The sequence below is a fragment of the Mycobacterium saskatchewanense genome (assembly GCF_010729105.1).
Classification (GTDB): domain Bacteria; phylum Actinomycetota; class Actinomycetes; order Mycobacteriales; family Mycobacteriaceae; genus Mycobacterium; species Mycobacterium saskatchewanense.
Genome location: NZ_AP022573.1, coordinates 1,148,047 through 1,163,839 on the forward strand (window position 1 = coordinate 1,148,047; position 15,793 = coordinate 1,163,839).

Consider the following 15,793-nt stretch of genomic DNA (forward strand, 5'->3'; position numbering starts at 1 on the left):
AGCCGACAGGCGTTACGGCCGCCAAAGGCGGATACATTCCAGCCGAGTCCGGCGGTCGACGTCGCTGGCTGGAATCGTCGCAATGAGTAGAATCATGCCATGCCGATGTGTTCGCCAACCCCTGGTTCGGCGGCGCATGAGGTTGCGGTGGTGGCGATGCCCGGCGTGTTGTCCTTCGAGTTGGGCATCGCCATCCACGTTTTCGACTTCGACGCCTACGCGGTCACCGTCTGCGGGGAAGGTACGGTCCAAGACGGGCAATCGCGTGTCGCCATCAGCCCGCCCGCAGGGCTGGAAGCGATCGCCGAAGCCGATACGGTGATCGTGCCCGGCTCTTTTCCTGCGGCCGCACGACCGTCCCCGGCGTTGATCTCGGCACTGCAAGAGGCACACGGCAACGGCGCTCGCATCGCCTCGATCTGTCTGGGAAGCTTCGCGTTGGGCTATGCCGGTCTGCTCGATCATCGGCAATCGACCACTCACTGGCTGCACCTGGACACACTCGCGCAAAGATTCCCCGGCACCGAAGTGTGCCGCGACGTGCTCTACGTTCGCGACGGTTCGGTGTGCACTTCGGCGGGTGTCGCGTCCGGGATCGACCTGTGCCTGGACATGATTCGCAGCGATTTGGGCGCGGCCGAAGCCAATCAGCGCGGACGGATCCTGGTGGCGGCACCCCACCGATCCGGTGATCAGCGGCAGTTCGTGCAACATTTCGTTCCCCCGGTGCGCGGTGACTCGATGTCCTCGACACGCGACTGGCTGCTCGCTCATCTGCATGCCCCGCTGACCCTGGAGGACATTGCCCGGCATGCCAACATGTCGACACGGAACTTTTCGCGGCGCTTCTTCGCCGAAACCGGTGTCTCACCGATGAAATGGCTACAGACAGCCCGCATCGACCACGCGCGCGAATTGTTGGAATCCACCGACCTGACCGTCGAGCAGGTGGCTCGCCGATCGGGACTGGGCACGGTGGCCAATTTTCGGCGCATCTTCACCCGTCAAGTCAGCGTGCTCCCCCGCGACTACCGGCAACTTTATCGGCCGCTGCTTGCTGCAGCGGGCGAGTGATCAGCGGGCAAACGTTTCTTGCAAGAACTTGTCGGTGAGCTCGGCGACGGAGTCGGCTTCCTCTTCGAGTGCGAAGTGACCGGTGTCGAGCAGCACGACCTGAGCGTCGGGAACATCGGTCTTGTAGGCCTGGGCACCGGGCGGGACGAAGAACGGATCGTTCATGCCCCAGACGGCAAGGACTTTGGGCGCACGGCACCGCAGCCAGGCCTGCCACTCGGGATATTTGGGTGGATTGGTGCGGTAGTCGTACAGGAGTTCTTTCATGTACTCGGCCCGACCGGGCAAGTCGATGACGGCCTGATCGGCCAGCGCCTGCTCGGGATCGATATTGGCCACATCACGGGCACCGGCCTCCCACTGGAATCGGGTGCCGGTGAGGCTGACGAACCCGTCGATGGCGGCCTGGCCGGCCGGGCGATCGGCCCAATACGCCTGCAGCGGAGCGGCACCGGTACCCAGGCCCTCGACGTAGGCGTTGCCGTTCTGCGTGACGATGCCGCGTACCCGCTGATCGTGAGCCAGCGCGATCCGAAATCCCACCGGGGCGCCGTAGTCGAACATGTAGATCGCGTAATCGCCGATACTCAGTAGGTCGATCGCGCGTCCGGTCACCTCGGCAAGCCGATCGAAGGTCGGGGATTCCGGCAGTGGATCCGAGCCGCCGAAGCCCGGGTAATCGATTGCCACGGCGTGCCATCGGGCGGCGAGCCGGTCGATGAGGCGCACGTAGGCACGGGTGCTGGAGGGATACCCCGGCAGCAGAACGATCGTCGATGCGGCGGGATCGCCGGCTTCCCGGACGAAGATGTTCAACCCGTCGACAGTGATCGAGTGATGGCGGATGGGGGGCATGGCGGCCTCCTTTTTGTGTCCGATTACACGTGGCCGTGGCGCTCGGCGAGTTCGACGGCCCTGCGGATGGCTTTCTCCAGATCGCCGGCGGGGTCAGGCGTCAACATGGACGGTTGAAAGCGCAGTTCGTCGATCTCACTGACATTGGCCTGGTTGAGCCAGGCGGTGAGGTACGCCGCGTGGTGATCGACTCCGTAGGCTGGCTCCTGGACACCGGGCGCGTAGACCCCGGACGTGTAGACCACCGTGGCGTGCTTGGCTCTGAGCAGCCCGCGGTAACCGGTGTCCGGGTCGAGCGTCCAGAGCAGGCCCGGCTGGTGGATGAGATCGATGTATTGCTTGAGGCGGTAGGGGATCCCGGCATTCCACATCGGCACGGCGAACAGGTAGCGGTCGGCGGAGATGAATCTCTGCGCGATCTCGGTGATCTGATCCCAGGCCGTCTTCTGGACGCCCGTCTGCTCGTTGCCGACGATGGCGTTCATCTTCGCGGCGGCCTTGTCGCCGTCGAATTGCGGCAGGTCGGTGTCCCATAGTTCGAGAATGCCGACGTCGAGGCCGGGGGTCTGCGCGCGCAGGGCGCTCAGGTACGCCGTCGCGATCTGAACCGACTTCGAGTCCGCCTTTCGTGGCGAGGCTTGGATGAACAACAGCTTGGTCATGGACGGACTCCTTCGACGCGCGGTTCGACGTGCGGGCGAGATACCACGTCAATGGAACGCGGACGAACTCGGTTCCTCTTACCACCGGCGACAGATTGGCCGAAAGGTATCCATCAACGGCGCGACTGACGCATCTTTTCCGGCGCCTCCGAACCTACGATGACAACCGAAAGCAAAGAATGGGAGTGGCTGTGAAAGCGTGGCTGTGGGACGGGGAACCCGGGCTGGACCATTTGAGCCTGAGCGAGGCACCCGATCCCGTCGCAGGCGAGGGCGAAGTCGTACTACAGGTCCACTACGCCGCGCTCAATCCCGCCGACCGGATGCTCGCGGAACGACGCTACCCGTATCCCGTTGACCCGCCGCTGCCACACGTTCTGGGACGAGACGGGGTGGGCACCGTCGTGGCTGTGGGCGACGGGGTCACCGACGTCAGCGTCGGAGAACGGCGCGTCATCCTTCGCAGCGAGGTCGGCGTTTTCAGGTGGGGCACATTCGCCGAGCGGGTGGCCCTGCCGGCCGTCAACCTGGTGGAGATTCCGGAAGGGTGGACCCAACAGGAATCAGCCGGTGCCACCCTGGTCTACCTTTCGGCATACCACGCGCTGACCATGTGGGAACCGCTCAAGGAGAACTCGGTCGTCCTGGTCACCGGCGCATCTGGCGGGGTAGGGCTTGCGGCCGTACAGCTGGCCGCGGCGATGGGCCACACCGTGGTGGCGCTGTCCCGCAGCGAGGAAAAACAACAACGACTCAAGCAGATCGGCGCGAAGTTCGCGTTCGATCCCGGGGAGGGCCAGTGGCCGGCACGCGTCAAGGACGCGTTGGGTTCGCGCGGGGTGAACCTGGCCGTTGACACCATCGGAGGCAAGCAGTTCACGAATCTGATCGAAACCATGGGTGAACTGGGCAGGCTCAGCCTGGTCGGAGAACTCGGCGGCCCGGTCCCCAACTTCTATACGGGCACACTGTTTTCGCGCCGGCTGAGGATCGGCGCCATGGCCCTGGGCTATTACACAACCTCAGAGAATCGCGCCGCGTGGAACGAGGTGCTGAAAACACTGGCACGCAACGGCTCCCGGCCATTGGTCGACCGGGCATTCCCGTTCGACCAGTTGCCCCAGGCGTTCGAATACCTCGCCGATGGCCCGATGGGCAAAGTAGCGGTGAGCGTCAATCCCTGACCTGGGCGGCAAGACGATCCTGATCGTCGGGCGCGCCAGCGGAATCGCCCACCAATGAACGACTTTGTTTGTGCGGATGTCCACAGGATTTGATGAGCGTGTTTTCTGGCTGCGGACACGTTGGTAGTGGCGCGCCGTGCCTGCACGGTTGCCGCAGGCTTCTGAGCACCATTCGCGGCGCGGGTGTGGTCTAACGAAGTAAAGCACGCGGCCTGGCGCATTGCAGGCGCGCAAATTGACCGCGGCGGGTCCGGAGGCATCGCCTCTTTTTCCGTTCACCCGCTTGGCGCAATCTAAAGTGTCGAAACACGCGACGCGCGCCTGAGGAAGGACCCGACCGGATGACTGAGCCCCGCCCACCATTTCCCCCGTACGACCCGGAGTCGGCGCTGATCAAGGTCCAGGCCGCCGAGGATGCGTGGAACACCTGCGACCCCCACAAGGTCAGCCTGGCGTACACGCCCGACAGCGCCTGGCGCAACCGCGACCAGTTCGTCACCGGCCGGGACCAGATCGTGGAGTTTCTCACCGCCAAGTGGGAGCGGGAACTCGACTACTCGCTGCGCAAGAGCCTGTGGGACTTCCACGGCAACCGGATCGCGGTGCGCTTCCAGTACGAGTGCCACGACGTCGCCGGCCAGTGGTGGCGCAGCTACGGCAACGAGCTGTGGGAGTTCGACGACAACGGGCTGATGCGGCGACGCGAGGCGAGCATCAACGACGTCCGCATCGACGAGTCCGAACGCCGCTACTTCGGCCCGCGGCCCGAGAGCGAACGCGGCCCGGGCCACGACTTCCCCCTGCGCTGAGCGCGACGCCCCACCGTCGTTCAGCCGTGGCCGTGCCGCAGGTGGTCGGGCTGGGTCACCCAGCCCGAGGGCATTTCGACGGTGAGCGCCAGGTGCACGAAGCGGCCGACGGCCGCGGTGGTGGCCCGATCGGGGTTCCATTGCAACGTGTACGGCACCAGTTGGGTCGGAGACGCGGGACGAATCGGGGTCGTCATGTCGGCGCCGGCGATCGATGCCGTGGTGAGAATCCAGTCGACGTCCGCCTGGGCCTCCCAGTGGCACGCCGAAAGATCCGAGTCCGCGAGCTCGACGGTGGGCGGCGAGACCCCGGCCGCCGCCAGCGCCTGGCGCTGGGCCAGCGTCCACGCCGGGAAGAGCGCCTCACTGTGGATGCCGAGCGTCTGGTCGGCAAGCGCGGCCAGCGGCACCGAATCGCATTCGGCGAGTGGGTGGTTGGGCCGCACGCCAACCAACAGGGGCTCACCGCAGAACACCTCGCCAACGACCCCCGGCGGGTCGGGAACGATACCGCAGGTGATCGCCACGTCGACCGCGCCGTCGGCCACAGCGCGCTCGACGTCGTGCAACCACATGCGGCGCACGACGAGGTCGACGTCCGGTGCCTCCTCGCGCAGGGCCGCCGCGAGGTGAGGTGCCAGCACCGGCGCGACGGGCGGCGTGATGCCCACGCGCACGGTGCCCGCCTCGCCGTCGGCCAACCGGTGCACCGCCGCCGACGCGGAGGCAACCTCGTCGAGGATCACCTTGGCGCGCTTGAGCAACTCGGCCCCCGCGGCCGTCAGGGCCACCCGGCGCGTGGTGCGTGTCAGCAGCGATGCGCCCACCTCGCGCTCCAGGCGCCGCACCAGGTCGCTCAGCGTCGGCTGGCCCATGTGGAGCTTCTGCGCCGCCCGGCCGAAGTGCAGCTCGGTGGCTACCGCGACGAACGCTTCCAGCTGCCTCAACTCCACGTGCAGATAGTAGGTGGGCGCGTGGAACCACGCCTGATTTATCAGCAGCGACGATCGCATTGATTCGGTATTGGCCCTTTTTTCGATCGACGCGACCGAGCAGTCTGTATCACATGAGCGGGTTGAGCCGGCGGTCGTACACCGCTGCATCGGCGGCGTCGAGGTCTCGATGAACAGCATCACGACGACCGACGGTGTCGAGATCTACTACAAGGACTGGGGCTCCGGTCAGCCGATCGTGTTCAGCCACGGGTGGCCGCTGTCGGCCGACGACTGGGACACCCAGATGCTGTTCTTCCTCCGGCACGGGTACCGGGTGATCGCTCACGATCGACGGGGCCACGGACGGTCCAGCCAGACCGGTGACGGTCACGACATGGACCACTATGCCGATGATCTCGCGGCCCTGACCACTCACCTCGATCTGCACGACGCCGTCCACGTGGGTCATTCCACCGGGGGCGGCGAAGTGGTGCGCTACCTGGCGCGCCACGGGGAAAGCCGGGTCGCCAAGGCGGCGCTGTTGAGTTCGGTGCCTCCGTTGATGGTCCAATCCGAGGCGAACCCCGGCGGGCAGCCGAAGGAGGCGTTCGACGCGTTGCAGGCGCAGCTGGCCGCCAATCGGTCGACGTTCTACCGCGACTTGGCTTCCGGACCGTTCTACGGATTCAATCGGCCGGGCGTGGAAGCCTCGGAGGCGATCGTCGCCAACTGGTGGCGGCAAGGCATGATGGGCGGCGCCAAGGCGCATTACGACGGGATCGTCGCGTTCTCCCAGACCGACTTCACCGAGGATCTCAGGAAAATCACGGCGCCGGTGCTGGTCATGCACGGCGACGACGATCAGATCGTGCCGTACGCCGACTCCGGGCCGTTGACGGCGCGGCTCCTCCGCAACGGGCACCTGAAGACGTATCCGGGTTTCCCCCACGGCATGCCGACCGTCCACGCCGACGTCATCAACGCCGACCTGTTGGAGTTCATCCGGCAATGACACCTCTGACATACCACCCCTCCGACACGGCCGTCGTCGTCATCGATCCCCAGAACGACGTGCTGAGCCCTACCGGCAAGAGCTGGGAGGTGTTGAAAGACAGCGTCGTCGAGAACAAGACGGTCGAGCATCTCGTCGACATCTTCACCGCCGCGAAGGCCGGCGGCTTCACCGTCTTCATCTCTCCGCACTACTTCTATCCGACCGACCACGGCTGGCTGTTCAACGGTCCGCTGGAATCCGATGAGCTGCGCACCAACACGTTCGCGCGCACCGGCCCCCTGCGCCTGGACGGCCTGGCCGGTTCGGGCGCCGACTGGCTCGACCGGCTCAGGTCGTTCATCGAGGACCCGGCGACCGTGGTGGCGAGCCCCCACAAGGTGTGGGGCCCGCAGACCAACGACCTGGTGCTGCAGCTGCGCAAGCGAGGGATCAGCAAGGTCGTCCTGTGCGGCATGCTCGCCAACATCTGCGTGGAGTCCCATCTCCGGGATCTGCTCGAGCAAGGGTTCCAGGTGGCCGTCGTCCGTGACGCCACGGCCGGCCCCCGCCACCCGGCCTGGGGCGACGGATACCAGGCCGCGTTGGTCAACTACGCGTTCCTGGCCCACGCCGTCCCGTACACAGAAGACGTCGTCGAAGCCATGAAGGCCCAACGCCCCTAACGTTTTCCGAGGAGAGCGCCCACATGACATCCCTGGAGCTTGCCGGCGGCGGGACCGCGGACTTCACCGAGGGTGCCGTCTACTTCATCGGCAATGCCACGACGTTGATCCGTTTCGGCGGGCTGACGATCCTGACCGATCCGGCCTTTCTGCACAAAGGCGAGCATGTGTACCTGGGCCACGGGATCTGGGCGCGTCGCGAGGTCGAGCCGGCCTGCCAGATCGCCGACTTGCCACCGATCGACCTGATCGTGTTATCGCATTACCACGGAGACCATTTCGATGACGTCGCCGCCCGGGAGCTCGATAAGACACTGCCCATCGTGTCGACGGCCGACGCGGTCGACAAGCTGCAAGCCCTCGGCTTCCAGCACGGGCACCCCCTGGACACGTGGGAATCCCTCGAGGTCCGCAAAGGCGACGCGACGCTGACGGTCACCGCCATGCCGGCCAAGCACGCCGCCGAGGAGACGGTCGATGAGCTGCTCATGCCCGTCAACGGCCACCTGCTCGACTTCGGCCGCAGCGGTGATCTGCTGTATCGGCTGTACATCACCGGGGACACCATGCTCGTCGACAGCCTCGAGGACATCCCCCGCCGCTACCCCGACATCGACCTCGGCCTCATTCACACCGGTGGCACGACATTCCTCGTCACCGTCGTCACGATGACGGGCGAGCAGGGGGTGCGGGCGGTCGAAATCACCAAGCCCCGCACCGCCATTCCGATCCACTACAACGACTTCTCGGTGTTCTTGTCGGGACTCGACGACTTCAAGAAGGCGGCCGAATCATCGAGCACAGCAACTAAATTCGTGTACCTGAGCCACGGCGAGACCTACACATTCACCCCCACCGGGTGACGACCGCACTCCGCCAGAGCGCCGCCGGGAGCTGGTTGAATCCCTTGGTCATCGACGGGTGGCTGAAGATCGGCGCACTGATCGGCCTGCGCATCGCCGGCGCAAGCCCGGCGAACGCATCGCCGCGATCATCGCCCAGAGCGGCAGCGCCTATGTGGAGGGGTTCACGAATCCAGCGGCTAAGTCCGCGACTCCCTCGGTGTGCTGTGGCCGTGGGATTCAGCGTTCTTTGACGCCTTACCGCCGGAAATGTTCGCGGGCGGGACCAGGTTGAGAACGCTATGCCCCCGCTGACGGAAGGGACCCCATGAGCAAGCACTACGGCGCCATAGCGTTCACCGACGACGTCCGCGCCGTCCAGCGTCGCTACGGCAGCGAAGCCTTCTACGACCGCAAGCGCCTGGCCGGTAAGGCGTCGCCCGGCCGCGACCCGCTGACCACGACCGAGCGGGACTATCTGGCCGAGCGAGACAGCTTCTACGTCGCCACCGTCAGCGAGACTGGTTGGCCCTATGTCCAATTCCGCGGCGGTCCAAGGGGTTTCCTGCGCGTCTTGGACGAGCACACGGTCGGGTGGGCCGACTTCCGCGGCAACCTGCAATACATCAGCACCGGCAACCTGGCCGGCCAGGACCGCGTCGCCATCATCGCCGTCGACTACCCACATCGCCGGCGCCTCAAGCTCTTCGGCCACGCGAGGGTCGTCACCGCCGAGGATGACCCGCAACTGACCTCGGCCCTGACGGATCCCGCCTACGAGGCCGCCGTGGAGCGCGCCGTCGTCGTCGACGTCGACGCATTCGACTGGAACTGTCCGCAGCACATCACGCCCAGGTACACCGCCGCCGAGCTCGAAGCGGCGCTGGCGCCGGTGCGAGAACAGCTGGCGGCCCTGCAGGCCGAAAACGCCAGACTGCGCAGCGAGATTCCCGCGTCGCAGTGACCGCCCATCTTCCCGGTGCTGACACGATGGCGCCCTCGTAACTTTTCGGGAAGGATCTCAGCATGGCAAAGCTGGTCTCGGTGAACGTCGGCAAGCCGAAAAACGTGCCATGGCAAGGCCGTACGGTTTACACCGGCGTCTGGAAAGCCCCCGTGACGGGGCCGCGCATGGTTCGCCGCCTCAATATCGACGGCGACGGCCAGGGCGACTTGGACGGCCATGGCGGGGAGAACCGGGCCGTGCTCTTCTACCAAGTCGCCTCCTACGACCACTGGGCGGCCGAGCTCGGGCGCGACGACCTGAAGCCCGGCGCGCTCGGCGAGAACTTCACCGTGGACGGGCTTCCCGATGATGAAGTGTGCATCGGGGATCGCTATCGCATCGGCCCGGTGGTCCTCGAGGTCACCCAGCCCCGGGTCACCTGTTATCGGGTGGGCATCCGGGTCGGCGAGCCGCGCATGCCGGCGCTGCTGGTGTCGCATCGGCGGCCGGGCTTCTATTGCCGCGTGCTGGCCGAAGGCGAAGTCCAGGCGGGACAGGACATCGAGAAGATCGCAGCCGGGCCCGAGCGGGTCACGGTCGCCGAGATCGACGCGCTGCTCTACCTGCCGGGCCATCCCCGGGACGCGCTGGAGCGCGCACTGCGCATCCCGGCGCTGAGCCCAGGCTGGAAGTGGTCGCTGCAGCAGCTGCTCGATCAGGGCGCCGACAAGGCGGCCGGCAACAGCGGCCTGACCGGCAGCACCGCCCCGCGGCCGGCCTGGCCGGGCTTCCGGTCACTACGCGTGACCGGTACCCGCGACGAAAGCACAACCGTGCGCTCCGTGTCGTTGGCCGGCGCCGACGGCGCGGCCCTGCCGGAATGGCTGCCCGGGCAGTCCGTCACTGTGCGGCTTCCGGCCGGACCCGACGGAGGGTCCCTGATCCGCAACTACTCACTGTCCAACGAGCCCGCCTCCGGCACATACCGAATCGGCGTCAAGCGCGAGCCGCACGGCACCGTCAGCGCATACATCCACGCCCATGTGCGGCCCGGCGACGTCGTCGACGTCGCGGCCCCGCGCGGGCCCTTCTTCCTCGACGACGGCGAAGACTCGCTGATCCTGCTCTCGGCGGGAGTCGGTGTCACGCCGGTGCTTTCCATGCTGCACTCACTGGCCGGGGTCGCGTCGAAACGATCCGTCTGGTGGGTGCACGGCGCGCGCGACGGCGCGGAGCACCCGTTCGCCGCGGAGGCTCGAGCGTTGCTCGATGCATTGCCCAACCGGCGATCGCACGTCTTCTACAGCCGTCCGGCGCTCACCGATCGCCGAGGTGTCGATTACGACGAACAGGGCCGGATCACCGCCGACGGCCTGCGCCTACTGGGCGTGCCCGTCACCGCGCAGGCCTACTTGTGCGGGCCGGAATTGTTCATGGCTGAAATGGGCAGGGCGCTCGCCGGAATCGGCGTCGACCCGGCCAACATCCATATGGAGACATTCGGCGCCCGCGCCGGTCTCACACCCGGTATCGCCCCTACCGGAGCGAAGCCGCCCCATCCGCCGGAAGGCCCGTCAGGCCCCGGACCCGAAATCCAGTTCGCGCGCAGCGCGCTGTCCGCGCAATGGGCCCCCGGCTACGAAAGCCTGCTCGAATTCGCCGAAGCGTGCGACGTGCCGACCCGGTGGTCATGCCGCACCGGTGTCTGCCACAACTGCGAGACGGCGCTGCTGTCCGGGCAGGTGCGGTACGGCCTCGATCCCCTCGAACCTCCCGCCCCGGGCAGCGTCCTCCTCTGCGTTTCCACACCGTCAGAGAACGTCGTTCTCGATCTCTGAAGAAATCAGGAAGAAAGCAAAGGGCGCATCGCCGCGGCGCGAGCGCCGCTTCGCACGCTCTGTGCGTAGTATCGAAATATTGCCGAACCGGGTCGGACTCGGGCCAGACCGGTTCGGTTATTGACCACACAGACCAGTGACAGGCCCATGCGATGCATGATGGAGCGCCCATAGGCGTCGAGCCCGAACTCGACGCTTTGTGGGCCTCTGTGCCGTGCCCAACCCTGGTGGTCGACCGTGCCGGCATCGTCCGGACCGTGAGCGCATCGGCCGAGGCCGTCCTCCCGAACACCTCGCCGGGCGCCCGGCTCCAGGACACGGCCGACTGGCTGTGGCAGGCGCACGACCGCCTGGCCGGCGCCCCACCGGGTACGGCTGATACCGAGGCGGTCGTCGTGTCCGGAAGCCTGGCGGGTCGCAAATTCGACGCGCACGCCGCGGTGCTGCCCAGCGGTGAGGTCGTGTGGTCGCTGGTCGAGGACACCGGCCAGCTGCTGCGCGACGCGCAGCGGGCGCTGGCGCGCGAACAGGAGCGCACGGCCTTCCTGCTCGAAGCGTCCTCGGTGTTGACGGCCTCGCTCAACGTCGACCGCTGCCGGGAAGCGACGGTGCAGATGGCGGCCCGTCACCTGGCGGACGCCGCGGTCCTGGTGGCACCCGCGGGGCGCGGCCGGCGGCTCCCGGTGTTCAGCAGCTTCGTGGACGGGGCGGTCGAGCAGTGCAGCGTGGACGCCGATCCCGCGACGGTGGCCGGATTGAGCGAGGCCTTGCACGGGTCCCCGCCGGTCTCGTCGGGCTGGATCGATCCCACGTCCGTGCCGGAATGGCTTGTGCCGCAGAACTTTTCCGGACCCGTCGGGTCTGTCATGATCATGACGCTGCCCGGGCACGGGGTGTCCGCCGGGGCGCTGGTGCTGCTGCGGCACGCCGACCGGCCGGGGTTCTCCGAGGACGACGAGATGTTCGCGCGGCAGTTCTCGGCGCGGGCCGGAGCGGCCCTCTCCGCCGCCCGGCTGTACGCGGAGCAGGCGGCCATCACGCGCACGCTGATGCGCGACCTGCTCCCCCCGCCTTTGCACGGCCTGCACGGGATCGAATACGCCGGCGGTTACCGGGCCTCGAAGGACCACGAGGTCGTGGGCGGCGACTTCTACGACTTCCACCCCGCGGCGACGCCCGAGGACGAGACGCTCGTGGTGCTCGGGGACGTCTGCGGCAAGGGCCTCGAGGCCGCCGTGATGACGGGCAAGATCCGCAACACGCTGCAAGCGCTCACGCCGCTGGCGGCCAGCCACGAGGGCGTGCTCACGCTGCTCAACCGCGCGATGCTGTCCGACGACCACACCCGGTTCGCCACCCTCGTGCTGGCGTCAGTCGCCTACCGGGACGGTGAGGTGACGCTGCGGCTGACCAGCGCCGGGCATCCCCCGCCGCTGATCCTGCGCGACGGCGGCCACGTCGAAGAGGCCGACACCCGCGGCACCCTGGTCGGCGCCCTGCCGCAGATCAGGGTGCAGACGTTCGAGACGTCCCTGGCGCCGGGCGAGACGTGCGTGCTCTACACGGACGGGGTCACCGAGGCCCGCGGCGGCCCGCTGGGCGGCGACTTCTTCGGCGACCAGCGGCTGGCCGACGCGCTGGCCCAATGCGCCGGGATGCCGGCCGAGGCCGTGGTCGAGCGGGTCCTGATGCTGACCGCGCAGTGGGTGGGTTTCCGCGCCCACGACGACATCGCCGTGGTCGCCATCACGGCCCCGCGGCGCACCCATCTCAGCGCGGTCGACGGTCACACCCGGGGGAGGTATATCGCTTGAGTTGCAACGACACCGAGACCACCACCCGGACTGCCGCTGCCACTGAGAATCTCACGAACCTCGAGAAGAGCCTCGTCCGTCACCGGGGTGCGCTCACCGACCGCGACGAGTACGCGGCCTCGCTGCGCCCCGCGCGCGAGCTGCTCGATGGCCAGCTGAACGATTTCCCACGAGCCCGCCGCCTGCTGCACGCGGCCAAAGACGCGCTCGACGCCGAGAGCCCGGGAGCACCCGAATGACCCTGACCATGACCGCCGCCACGACACCGCGATCGGCCAGCCTGCACCTCGCCGGGGAACTCGACTACCAGTCCACCGGCGGCTTCATCGACACCGTCGACGCGTTGATCGGCCGGCGCCCCGCCCCGGAGGACCTGCACCTCGACCTCTCGGAACTGACCTTCTGCGACTCGGCCGGCCTGTCCGGTCTACTCCTCGTCCACCGCCGCACGAGCCAGGCCGGAGTGCGGCTGCACCTCGAACACCGGCCCCGGTTTCTCGACCGGATCCTCGACATCACCGGCACGTTCGAGCACCTCGTGACGTCGAACGCCCCGGGCGAGACCGGGGTCCGTTAAGGCCGTCGCACCGAATCTGGCTCCGACGATGAACTCTCCGAGCGGCTTCCTCCGGCGAACCAGGACGCGCACCTTCCGCGACCGCCGCGAAGCCGGCCGCGCCCTGGCGGGCGAACTGGGCTCCTACCGCAAAAAGGACGGCGTGCTGGTGCTCGGGCTGGCGCGCGGCGGCGTCCCGGTGGCTCGGGAGATCGCGGCGGCGCTGCACGCCCCGCTGGACGCCTTCGTGGTCCGCAAACTCGGGGTGCCCGGCTGGTCGGAGCTCGCGATGGGGGCGCTGGCCAGCGGCGGTGCGCTGGTATTGAACGACAACGTGATCGCCAGCATGCGGGTCACCGACGAGCAGGTCCGCGAGGTGATCGAACGCGAGACCGCGGAGCTCGCCCGGCGGGAGCGGGCCTACCGGGGTGACCGCCCGGTCGCCGACCCCCGCGGCAAGACCGTCATCCTGGTCGACGACGGCATCGCCACCGGTGCCAGCATGCTGGCCGCCGTCCGCGCGGTGCGGGCCGGGCAGCCGAAGTCGATCGTGGTGGCGGTGCCCGTCGGGGCGTCGTCGACCTGCCGCGAACTCGCACGGGAGGCCGACGAGGTGGTGTGCGTGACCATGCCGCCCGGATTCGAAGCGGTCGGGCAGGTCTACGCCGACTTCCACCAGGTCGGCGACAACGAGGTGCGCCGGCTGCTCAGCACCCCGACGGGTTGAGCGGCGGTCCTACCTGGCCGGCTCCTCGCCGGGCCCGTCCGCGGGCACCCGGGATTCCTCCGACACTTCGGGCTCCCCGGTCGCGTGGGCGGCGTCCTCACCGGTTGCGTCGCCGGTGGGCAGGTCGTGCGACTCCTCCCCCGGAACCTCTTCCGGGTAGTCGACGTAGGCGTCATGGTCCTCCCCGGCCACCTCGTCCTCGTGCGGCGGCTCGCCGGTGTCGCGGCGCTGGCGTTCCCGCACCGCGTCGATGATCAGCAGCACCACGCCCAGGACGCTGGCCCCGATGCAGACCCACGCCACCAGCTCGTTGCTGGTCACAACCGCGAACACCAACGCCACGAGCCCGATGAGGGCCAGGACCAGCGCAATGATGAGCATCAGTCGTCCTCCAGCCGACAAGCCCGACCGTCAGGTCCAGGCATCTGGTGTGCGGTTCCGATGCTAGTTATTGCCCCGATTGAACTGATCGAACCCGCCGGCGTCGGCGCTGGAGTCGACCGGTGCGGCCGACCCGCGCTGGCCGAGCTCCTCCAGCTGGGATTCGAGGTAGGTCTTGAGTCGCGTGCGGTATTCGCGCTCGAAGGTGCGGAGCTGCTCGAGGCGGCCTTCCAGCACCGTGCGCTGCTGGTTGATGGTTCCCATGATCTCGGAGTGCTTGCGCTCGGCGTCGGCCTGCAGGGCGTCGGCCTTTTCCTGGGCCTGACGCAGCTGGGCCTCGGAGCGGGTCTGCGCGTCGGCCAGCATCGCGTCGGCGCGCTGGCGGGCCTCGGTGACCGTGGTCTCGGCGGTGTGCCGCGCCTCGCTGAGGATCTGGTCGGCGTTGGCGCGGGCGTCGGCCAGCATCTTCTCCGACTCGGCCTTGGCGGTGCTGGTCAGGCGGTCGGCGGTGTCCTGCGCGAGGGTCAACACGCGGGCGGCCTTCATGGCCTGCTCCTCGTTGTTGCCCGCGGGCGCCGCGGGGGCCGCAACCGGGGCCGGGGCCGCCTTGACGGGCTCCGGCTCGGGCGTCGGGATCGCCTGGGTCGGCGCGGCGGTGACGGACGGGCCGGCGGCGCCACCGGCGGCGAGCTCCTGGTCCAGCTCCTCGATCCGCTGACGCAGATCGGAGTTCTCTTCGATGAGCCGCGTCAGCTCGGCCTCGACCAGGTCGAGGAAAGCGTCGACCTCGTCTTCGTTGTAGCCCCGCTTGCCGATGGGTGGCTTACTGAACGCCACATTGTGGACGTCGGCTGGTGTAAGCGGCATTGTTTCGTCCCCTCAAGTTCCTGTCGAACGTTCTGGAAAGTGTAGAACGCAGTGCTAGCCGTCGCGCAACTGCCGTCCATCCTGTCACACCAGCCGCGAACGTTGCTGAGTCGGCCAATAATTAAGAACGGATTTCAAACACTAAGAGCAATAAAATCCCATTCCTTAGATTTTTTAAATCGCGCCCCCCGAACCGACACTAAAACGTGGCCGAACCGTCTCCCGGCTTCGCCCGCGACTTCTCCGATGACCGCGCGTCGCTCACGCGGCGGCACCGAACGCCAGCTGCATGCCGATGAACGCGACCAGGAGCAGCACCATGATGGACAGGTCGAAGCGGACCGCACCGATGGTGAGCTGGGGAATCAGGCGGCGAAGCAGTTTCACCGGCGGATCGGTGATCGACATGATGATCTCGAGGATCACCACGGTGAGGCCGGTGGGCCGCCAGTCGCGACTGAATGAGCGGATGAACTCCACGACCACGCGCGCAATGAGCAGCAGCCAGAAGATGAACAGCGCAAACCCAAGGATCTGGAAAAACAGCACCAACTGCGGGCCCCGACCTTACTCGTGAGACGTCAAGTGCCGCACGTCAGCGCGGCAGTTGCCAGCGTACCGACTCC

At 67.4% G+C, this 15,793-nt stretch carries 18 protein-coding genes and 1 pseudogene; 12 read left to right on the forward strand and 7 right to left on the reverse strand.

The window, feature by feature from the left end; all coding sequences use genetic code 11:
• The first annotated feature begins 99 nt into the window (after nt 1-99).
• Nucleotides 100-1,074 (forward strand): GlxA family transcriptional regulator, encoded by a 975-nt coding sequence (locus G6N56_RS05285; RefSeq protein WP_197746655.1) that lies wholly within the window; start codon nt 100-102, stop codon nt 1,072-1,074.
• On the opposite strand, the gene G6N56_RS05290 is transcribed toward G6N56_RS05285, so the two are convergent.
• Nucleotides 1,075-1,929, reverse strand: a complete 855-nt coding sequence (locus tag G6N56_RS05290; RefSeq protein ID WP_085254063.1) for an alpha/beta fold hydrolase — start codon at nt 1,927-1,929, stop codon at nt 1,075-1,077.
• 23 nt (nt 1,930-1,952) lie between these two features.
• Complete coding sequence (locus G6N56_RS05295; RefSeq protein ID WP_085254064.1) at nt 1,953-2,591, reverse strand: FMN-dependent NADH-azoreductase; 639 nt, start codon at nt 2,589-2,591, stop codon at nt 1,953-1,955.
• A 185-nt stretch (nt 2,592-2,776) separates the two neighbouring features.
• Between G6N56_RS05295 and G6N56_RS05300 the strand changes: the two genes are divergently transcribed.
• Nucleotides 2,777-3,775, forward strand: a complete 999-nt coding sequence (locus tag G6N56_RS05300; RefSeq protein ID WP_232069215.1) for a quinone oxidoreductase family protein — start codon at nt 2,777-2,779, stop codon at nt 3,773-3,775.
• A gap of 117 nt (nt 3,776-3,892) precedes the next feature.
• Here the strand turns inward: G6N56_RS05300 and G6N56_RS28850 are convergent.
• Nucleotides 3,893-4,027, reverse strand: a pseudogene (locus G6N56_RS28850) (CGNR zinc finger domain-containing protein); the annotation flags it as partial.
• Between the two features lie 89 nt (nt 4,028-4,116).
• Here G6N56_RS28850 and G6N56_RS05310 point away from each other — a divergent pair.
• Nucleotides 4,117-4,584 carry a nuclear transport factor 2 family protein gene (locus tag G6N56_RS05310; RefSeq protein ID WP_085254066.1) on the forward strand — a complete coding sequence of 156 codons (468 nt, stop codon included), beginning with the start codon at nt 4,117-4,119 and terminating at the stop codon, nt 4,582-4,584.
• Between the two features lie 20 nt (nt 4,585-4,604).
• On the opposite strand, the gene G6N56_RS05315 is transcribed toward G6N56_RS05310, so the two are convergent.
• A complete protein-coding gene (locus tag G6N56_RS05315) occupies nt 4,605-5,537 on the reverse strand; it encodes a LysR family transcriptional regulator (RefSeq protein ID WP_158090673.1) in 933 nt (310 codons plus the stop codon).
• Between the two features lie 169 nt (nt 5,538-5,706).
• On the opposite strand from G6N56_RS05315, the gene G6N56_RS05320 reads away from it, so the two are divergent.
• The 9 genes from G6N56_RS05320 to G6N56_RS05360 all read left to right on the forward strand — a co-directional run bounded on the left by G6N56_RS05320 (nt 5,707) and on the right by G6N56_RS05360 (nt 13,919).
• Complete coding sequence (locus tag G6N56_RS05320; protein WP_085254068.1) at nt 5,707-6,531, forward strand: alpha/beta fold hydrolase; 825 nt, start codon at nt 5,707-5,709, stop codon at nt 6,529-6,531.
• Nucleotides 6,528-7,196 carry a cysteine hydrolase family protein gene (locus G6N56_RS05325; protein WP_085254069.1) on the forward strand — a complete coding sequence of 223 codons (669 nt, stop codon included), beginning with the start codon at nt 6,528-6,530 and terminating at the stop codon, nt 7,194-7,196. Before G6N56_RS05320 ends, G6N56_RS05325 begins: the two co-directional genes overlap by 4 nt.
• Before the next feature lie 23 nt (nt 7,197-7,219).
• Complete coding sequence (locus tag G6N56_RS05330) at nt 7,220-8,059, forward strand: MBL fold metallo-hydrolase (RefSeq protein WP_085254070.1); 840 nt, start codon at nt 7,220-7,222, stop codon at nt 8,057-8,059.
• A gap of 307 nt (nt 8,060-8,366) precedes the next feature.
• Nucleotides 8,367-9,002, forward strand: a complete 636-nt coding sequence (locus G6N56_RS05335) for a pyridoxamine 5'-phosphate oxidase family protein (protein WP_085254071.1) — start codon at nt 8,367-8,369, stop codon at nt 9,000-9,002.
• Nucleotides 9,003-9,064: 62 nt separating this feature from the next.
• Entirely contained in the window at nt 9,065-10,822 is a 1,758-nt protein-coding gene (locus tag G6N56_RS05340) for an MOSC domain-containing protein (RefSeq protein WP_085254072.1), read from the forward strand.
• Nucleotides 10,823-10,974: 152 nt separating this feature from the next.
• A complete protein-coding gene (locus G6N56_RS05345) occupies nt 10,975-12,636 on the forward strand; it encodes a PP2C family protein-serine/threonine phosphatase (RefSeq protein WP_085254073.1) in 1,662 nt (553 codons plus the stop codon).
• Entirely contained in the window at nt 12,633-12,875 is a 243-nt protein-coding gene (locus G6N56_RS05350) for a hypothetical protein (RefSeq protein WP_085254074.1), read from the forward strand. Before G6N56_RS05345 ends, G6N56_RS05350 begins: the two co-directional genes overlap by 4 nt.
• Nucleotides 12,872-13,213, forward strand: a complete 342-nt coding sequence (locus G6N56_RS05355; RefSeq protein ID WP_085254075.1) for an STAS domain-containing protein — start codon at nt 12,872-12,874, stop codon at nt 13,211-13,213. Before G6N56_RS05350 ends, G6N56_RS05355 begins: the two co-directional genes overlap by 4 nt.
• Before the next feature lie 28 nt (nt 13,214-13,241).
• The gene (locus G6N56_RS05360) at nt 13,242-13,919 is read left to right on the forward strand and encodes a phosphoribosyltransferase (RefSeq protein ID WP_085254076.1); all 678 of its coding nucleotides are present in this window, start codon (nt 13,242-13,244) and stop codon (nt 13,917-13,919) included.
• A 9-nt stretch (nt 13,920-13,928) separates the two neighbouring features.
• Here G6N56_RS05360 and G6N56_RS05365 read toward each other — a convergent pair whose 3' ends face one another.
• From G6N56_RS05365 to G6N56_RS05375, 3 genes are all read right to left on the reverse strand, one after another.
• Nucleotides 13,929-14,300, reverse strand: coding sequence for a phage holin family protein (locus G6N56_RS05365; protein ID WP_085254077.1), 372 nt, complete (start codon nt 14,298-14,300; stop codon nt 13,929-13,931).
• Nucleotides 14,301-14,363: 63 nt separating this feature from the next.
• On the reverse strand, nt 14,364-15,167 hold the full coding sequence (wag31, locus tag G6N56_RS05370) for a DivIVA-like cell division protein Wag31 (RefSeq protein WP_085254078.1): 804 nt from the start codon (nt 15,165-15,167) through the stop codon (nt 14,364-14,366).
• 261 nt (nt 15,168-15,428) lie between these two features.
• Nucleotides 15,429-15,719 carry a YggT family protein gene (locus tag G6N56_RS05375; protein WP_023364806.1) on the reverse strand — a complete coding sequence of 97 codons (291 nt, stop codon included), beginning with the start codon at nt 15,717-15,719 and terminating at the stop codon, nt 15,429-15,431.
• Nucleotides 15,720-15,793: the final 74 nt, after the last annotated feature.

Bases quoted from the DNA above. Each gene is read 5' to 3' on its own strand.
- G6N56_RS05285 (WP_197746655.1), top strand. From the start codon at position 100: ATGCCGATGTGTTCGCCAACCCCTGGTTCGGCGGCGCATGAGGTTGCG.
- G6N56_RS05290 (WP_085254063.1), bottom strand. From the start codon at position 1,929: ATGCCCCCCATCCGCCATCACTCGATCACTGTCGACGGGTTGAACATC.
- G6N56_RS05295 (WP_085254064.1), bottom strand. From the start codon at position 2,591: ATGACCAAGCTGTTGTTCATCCAAGCCTCGCCACGAAAGGCGGACTCG.
- G6N56_RS05310 (WP_085254066.1), top strand. From the start codon at position 4,117: ATGACTGAGCCCCGCCCACCATTTCCCCCGTACGACCCGGAGTCGGCG.
- G6N56_RS05320 (WP_085254068.1), top strand. From the start codon at position 5,707: ATGAACAGCATCACGACGACCGACGGTGTCGAGATCTACTACAAGGAC.
- G6N56_RS05325 (WP_085254069.1), top strand. From the start codon at position 6,528: ATGACACCTCTGACATACCACCCCTCCGACACGGCCGTCGTCGTCATC.
- G6N56_RS05330 (WP_085254070.1), top strand. From the start codon at position 7,220: ATGACATCCCTGGAGCTTGCCGGCGGCGGGACCGCGGACTTCACCGAG.
- G6N56_RS05335 (WP_085254071.1), top strand. From the start codon at position 8,367: ATGAGCAAGCACTACGGCGCCATAGCGTTCACCGACGACGTCCGCGCC.
- G6N56_RS05340 (WP_085254072.1), top strand. From the start codon at position 9,065: ATGGCAAAGCTGGTCTCGGTGAACGTCGGCAAGCCGAAAAACGTGCCA.
- G6N56_RS05345 (WP_085254073.1), top strand. From the start codon at position 10,975: ATGCATGATGGAGCGCCCATAGGCGTCGAGCCCGAACTCGACGCTTTG.
- G6N56_RS05355 (WP_085254075.1), top strand. From the start codon at position 12,872: ATGACCCTGACCATGACCGCCGCCACGACACCGCGATCGGCCAGCCTG.
- G6N56_RS05360 (WP_085254076.1), top strand. From the start codon at position 13,242: ATGAACTCTCCGAGCGGCTTCCTCCGGCGAACCAGGACGCGCACCTTC.
- G6N56_RS05365 (WP_085254077.1), bottom strand. From the start codon at position 14,300: ATGCTCATCATTGCGCTGGTCCTGGCCCTCATCGGGCTCGTGGCGTTG.
- wag31 (WP_085254078.1), bottom strand. From the start codon at position 15,167: ATGCCGCTTACACCAGCCGACGTCCACAATGTGGCGTTCAGTAAGCCA.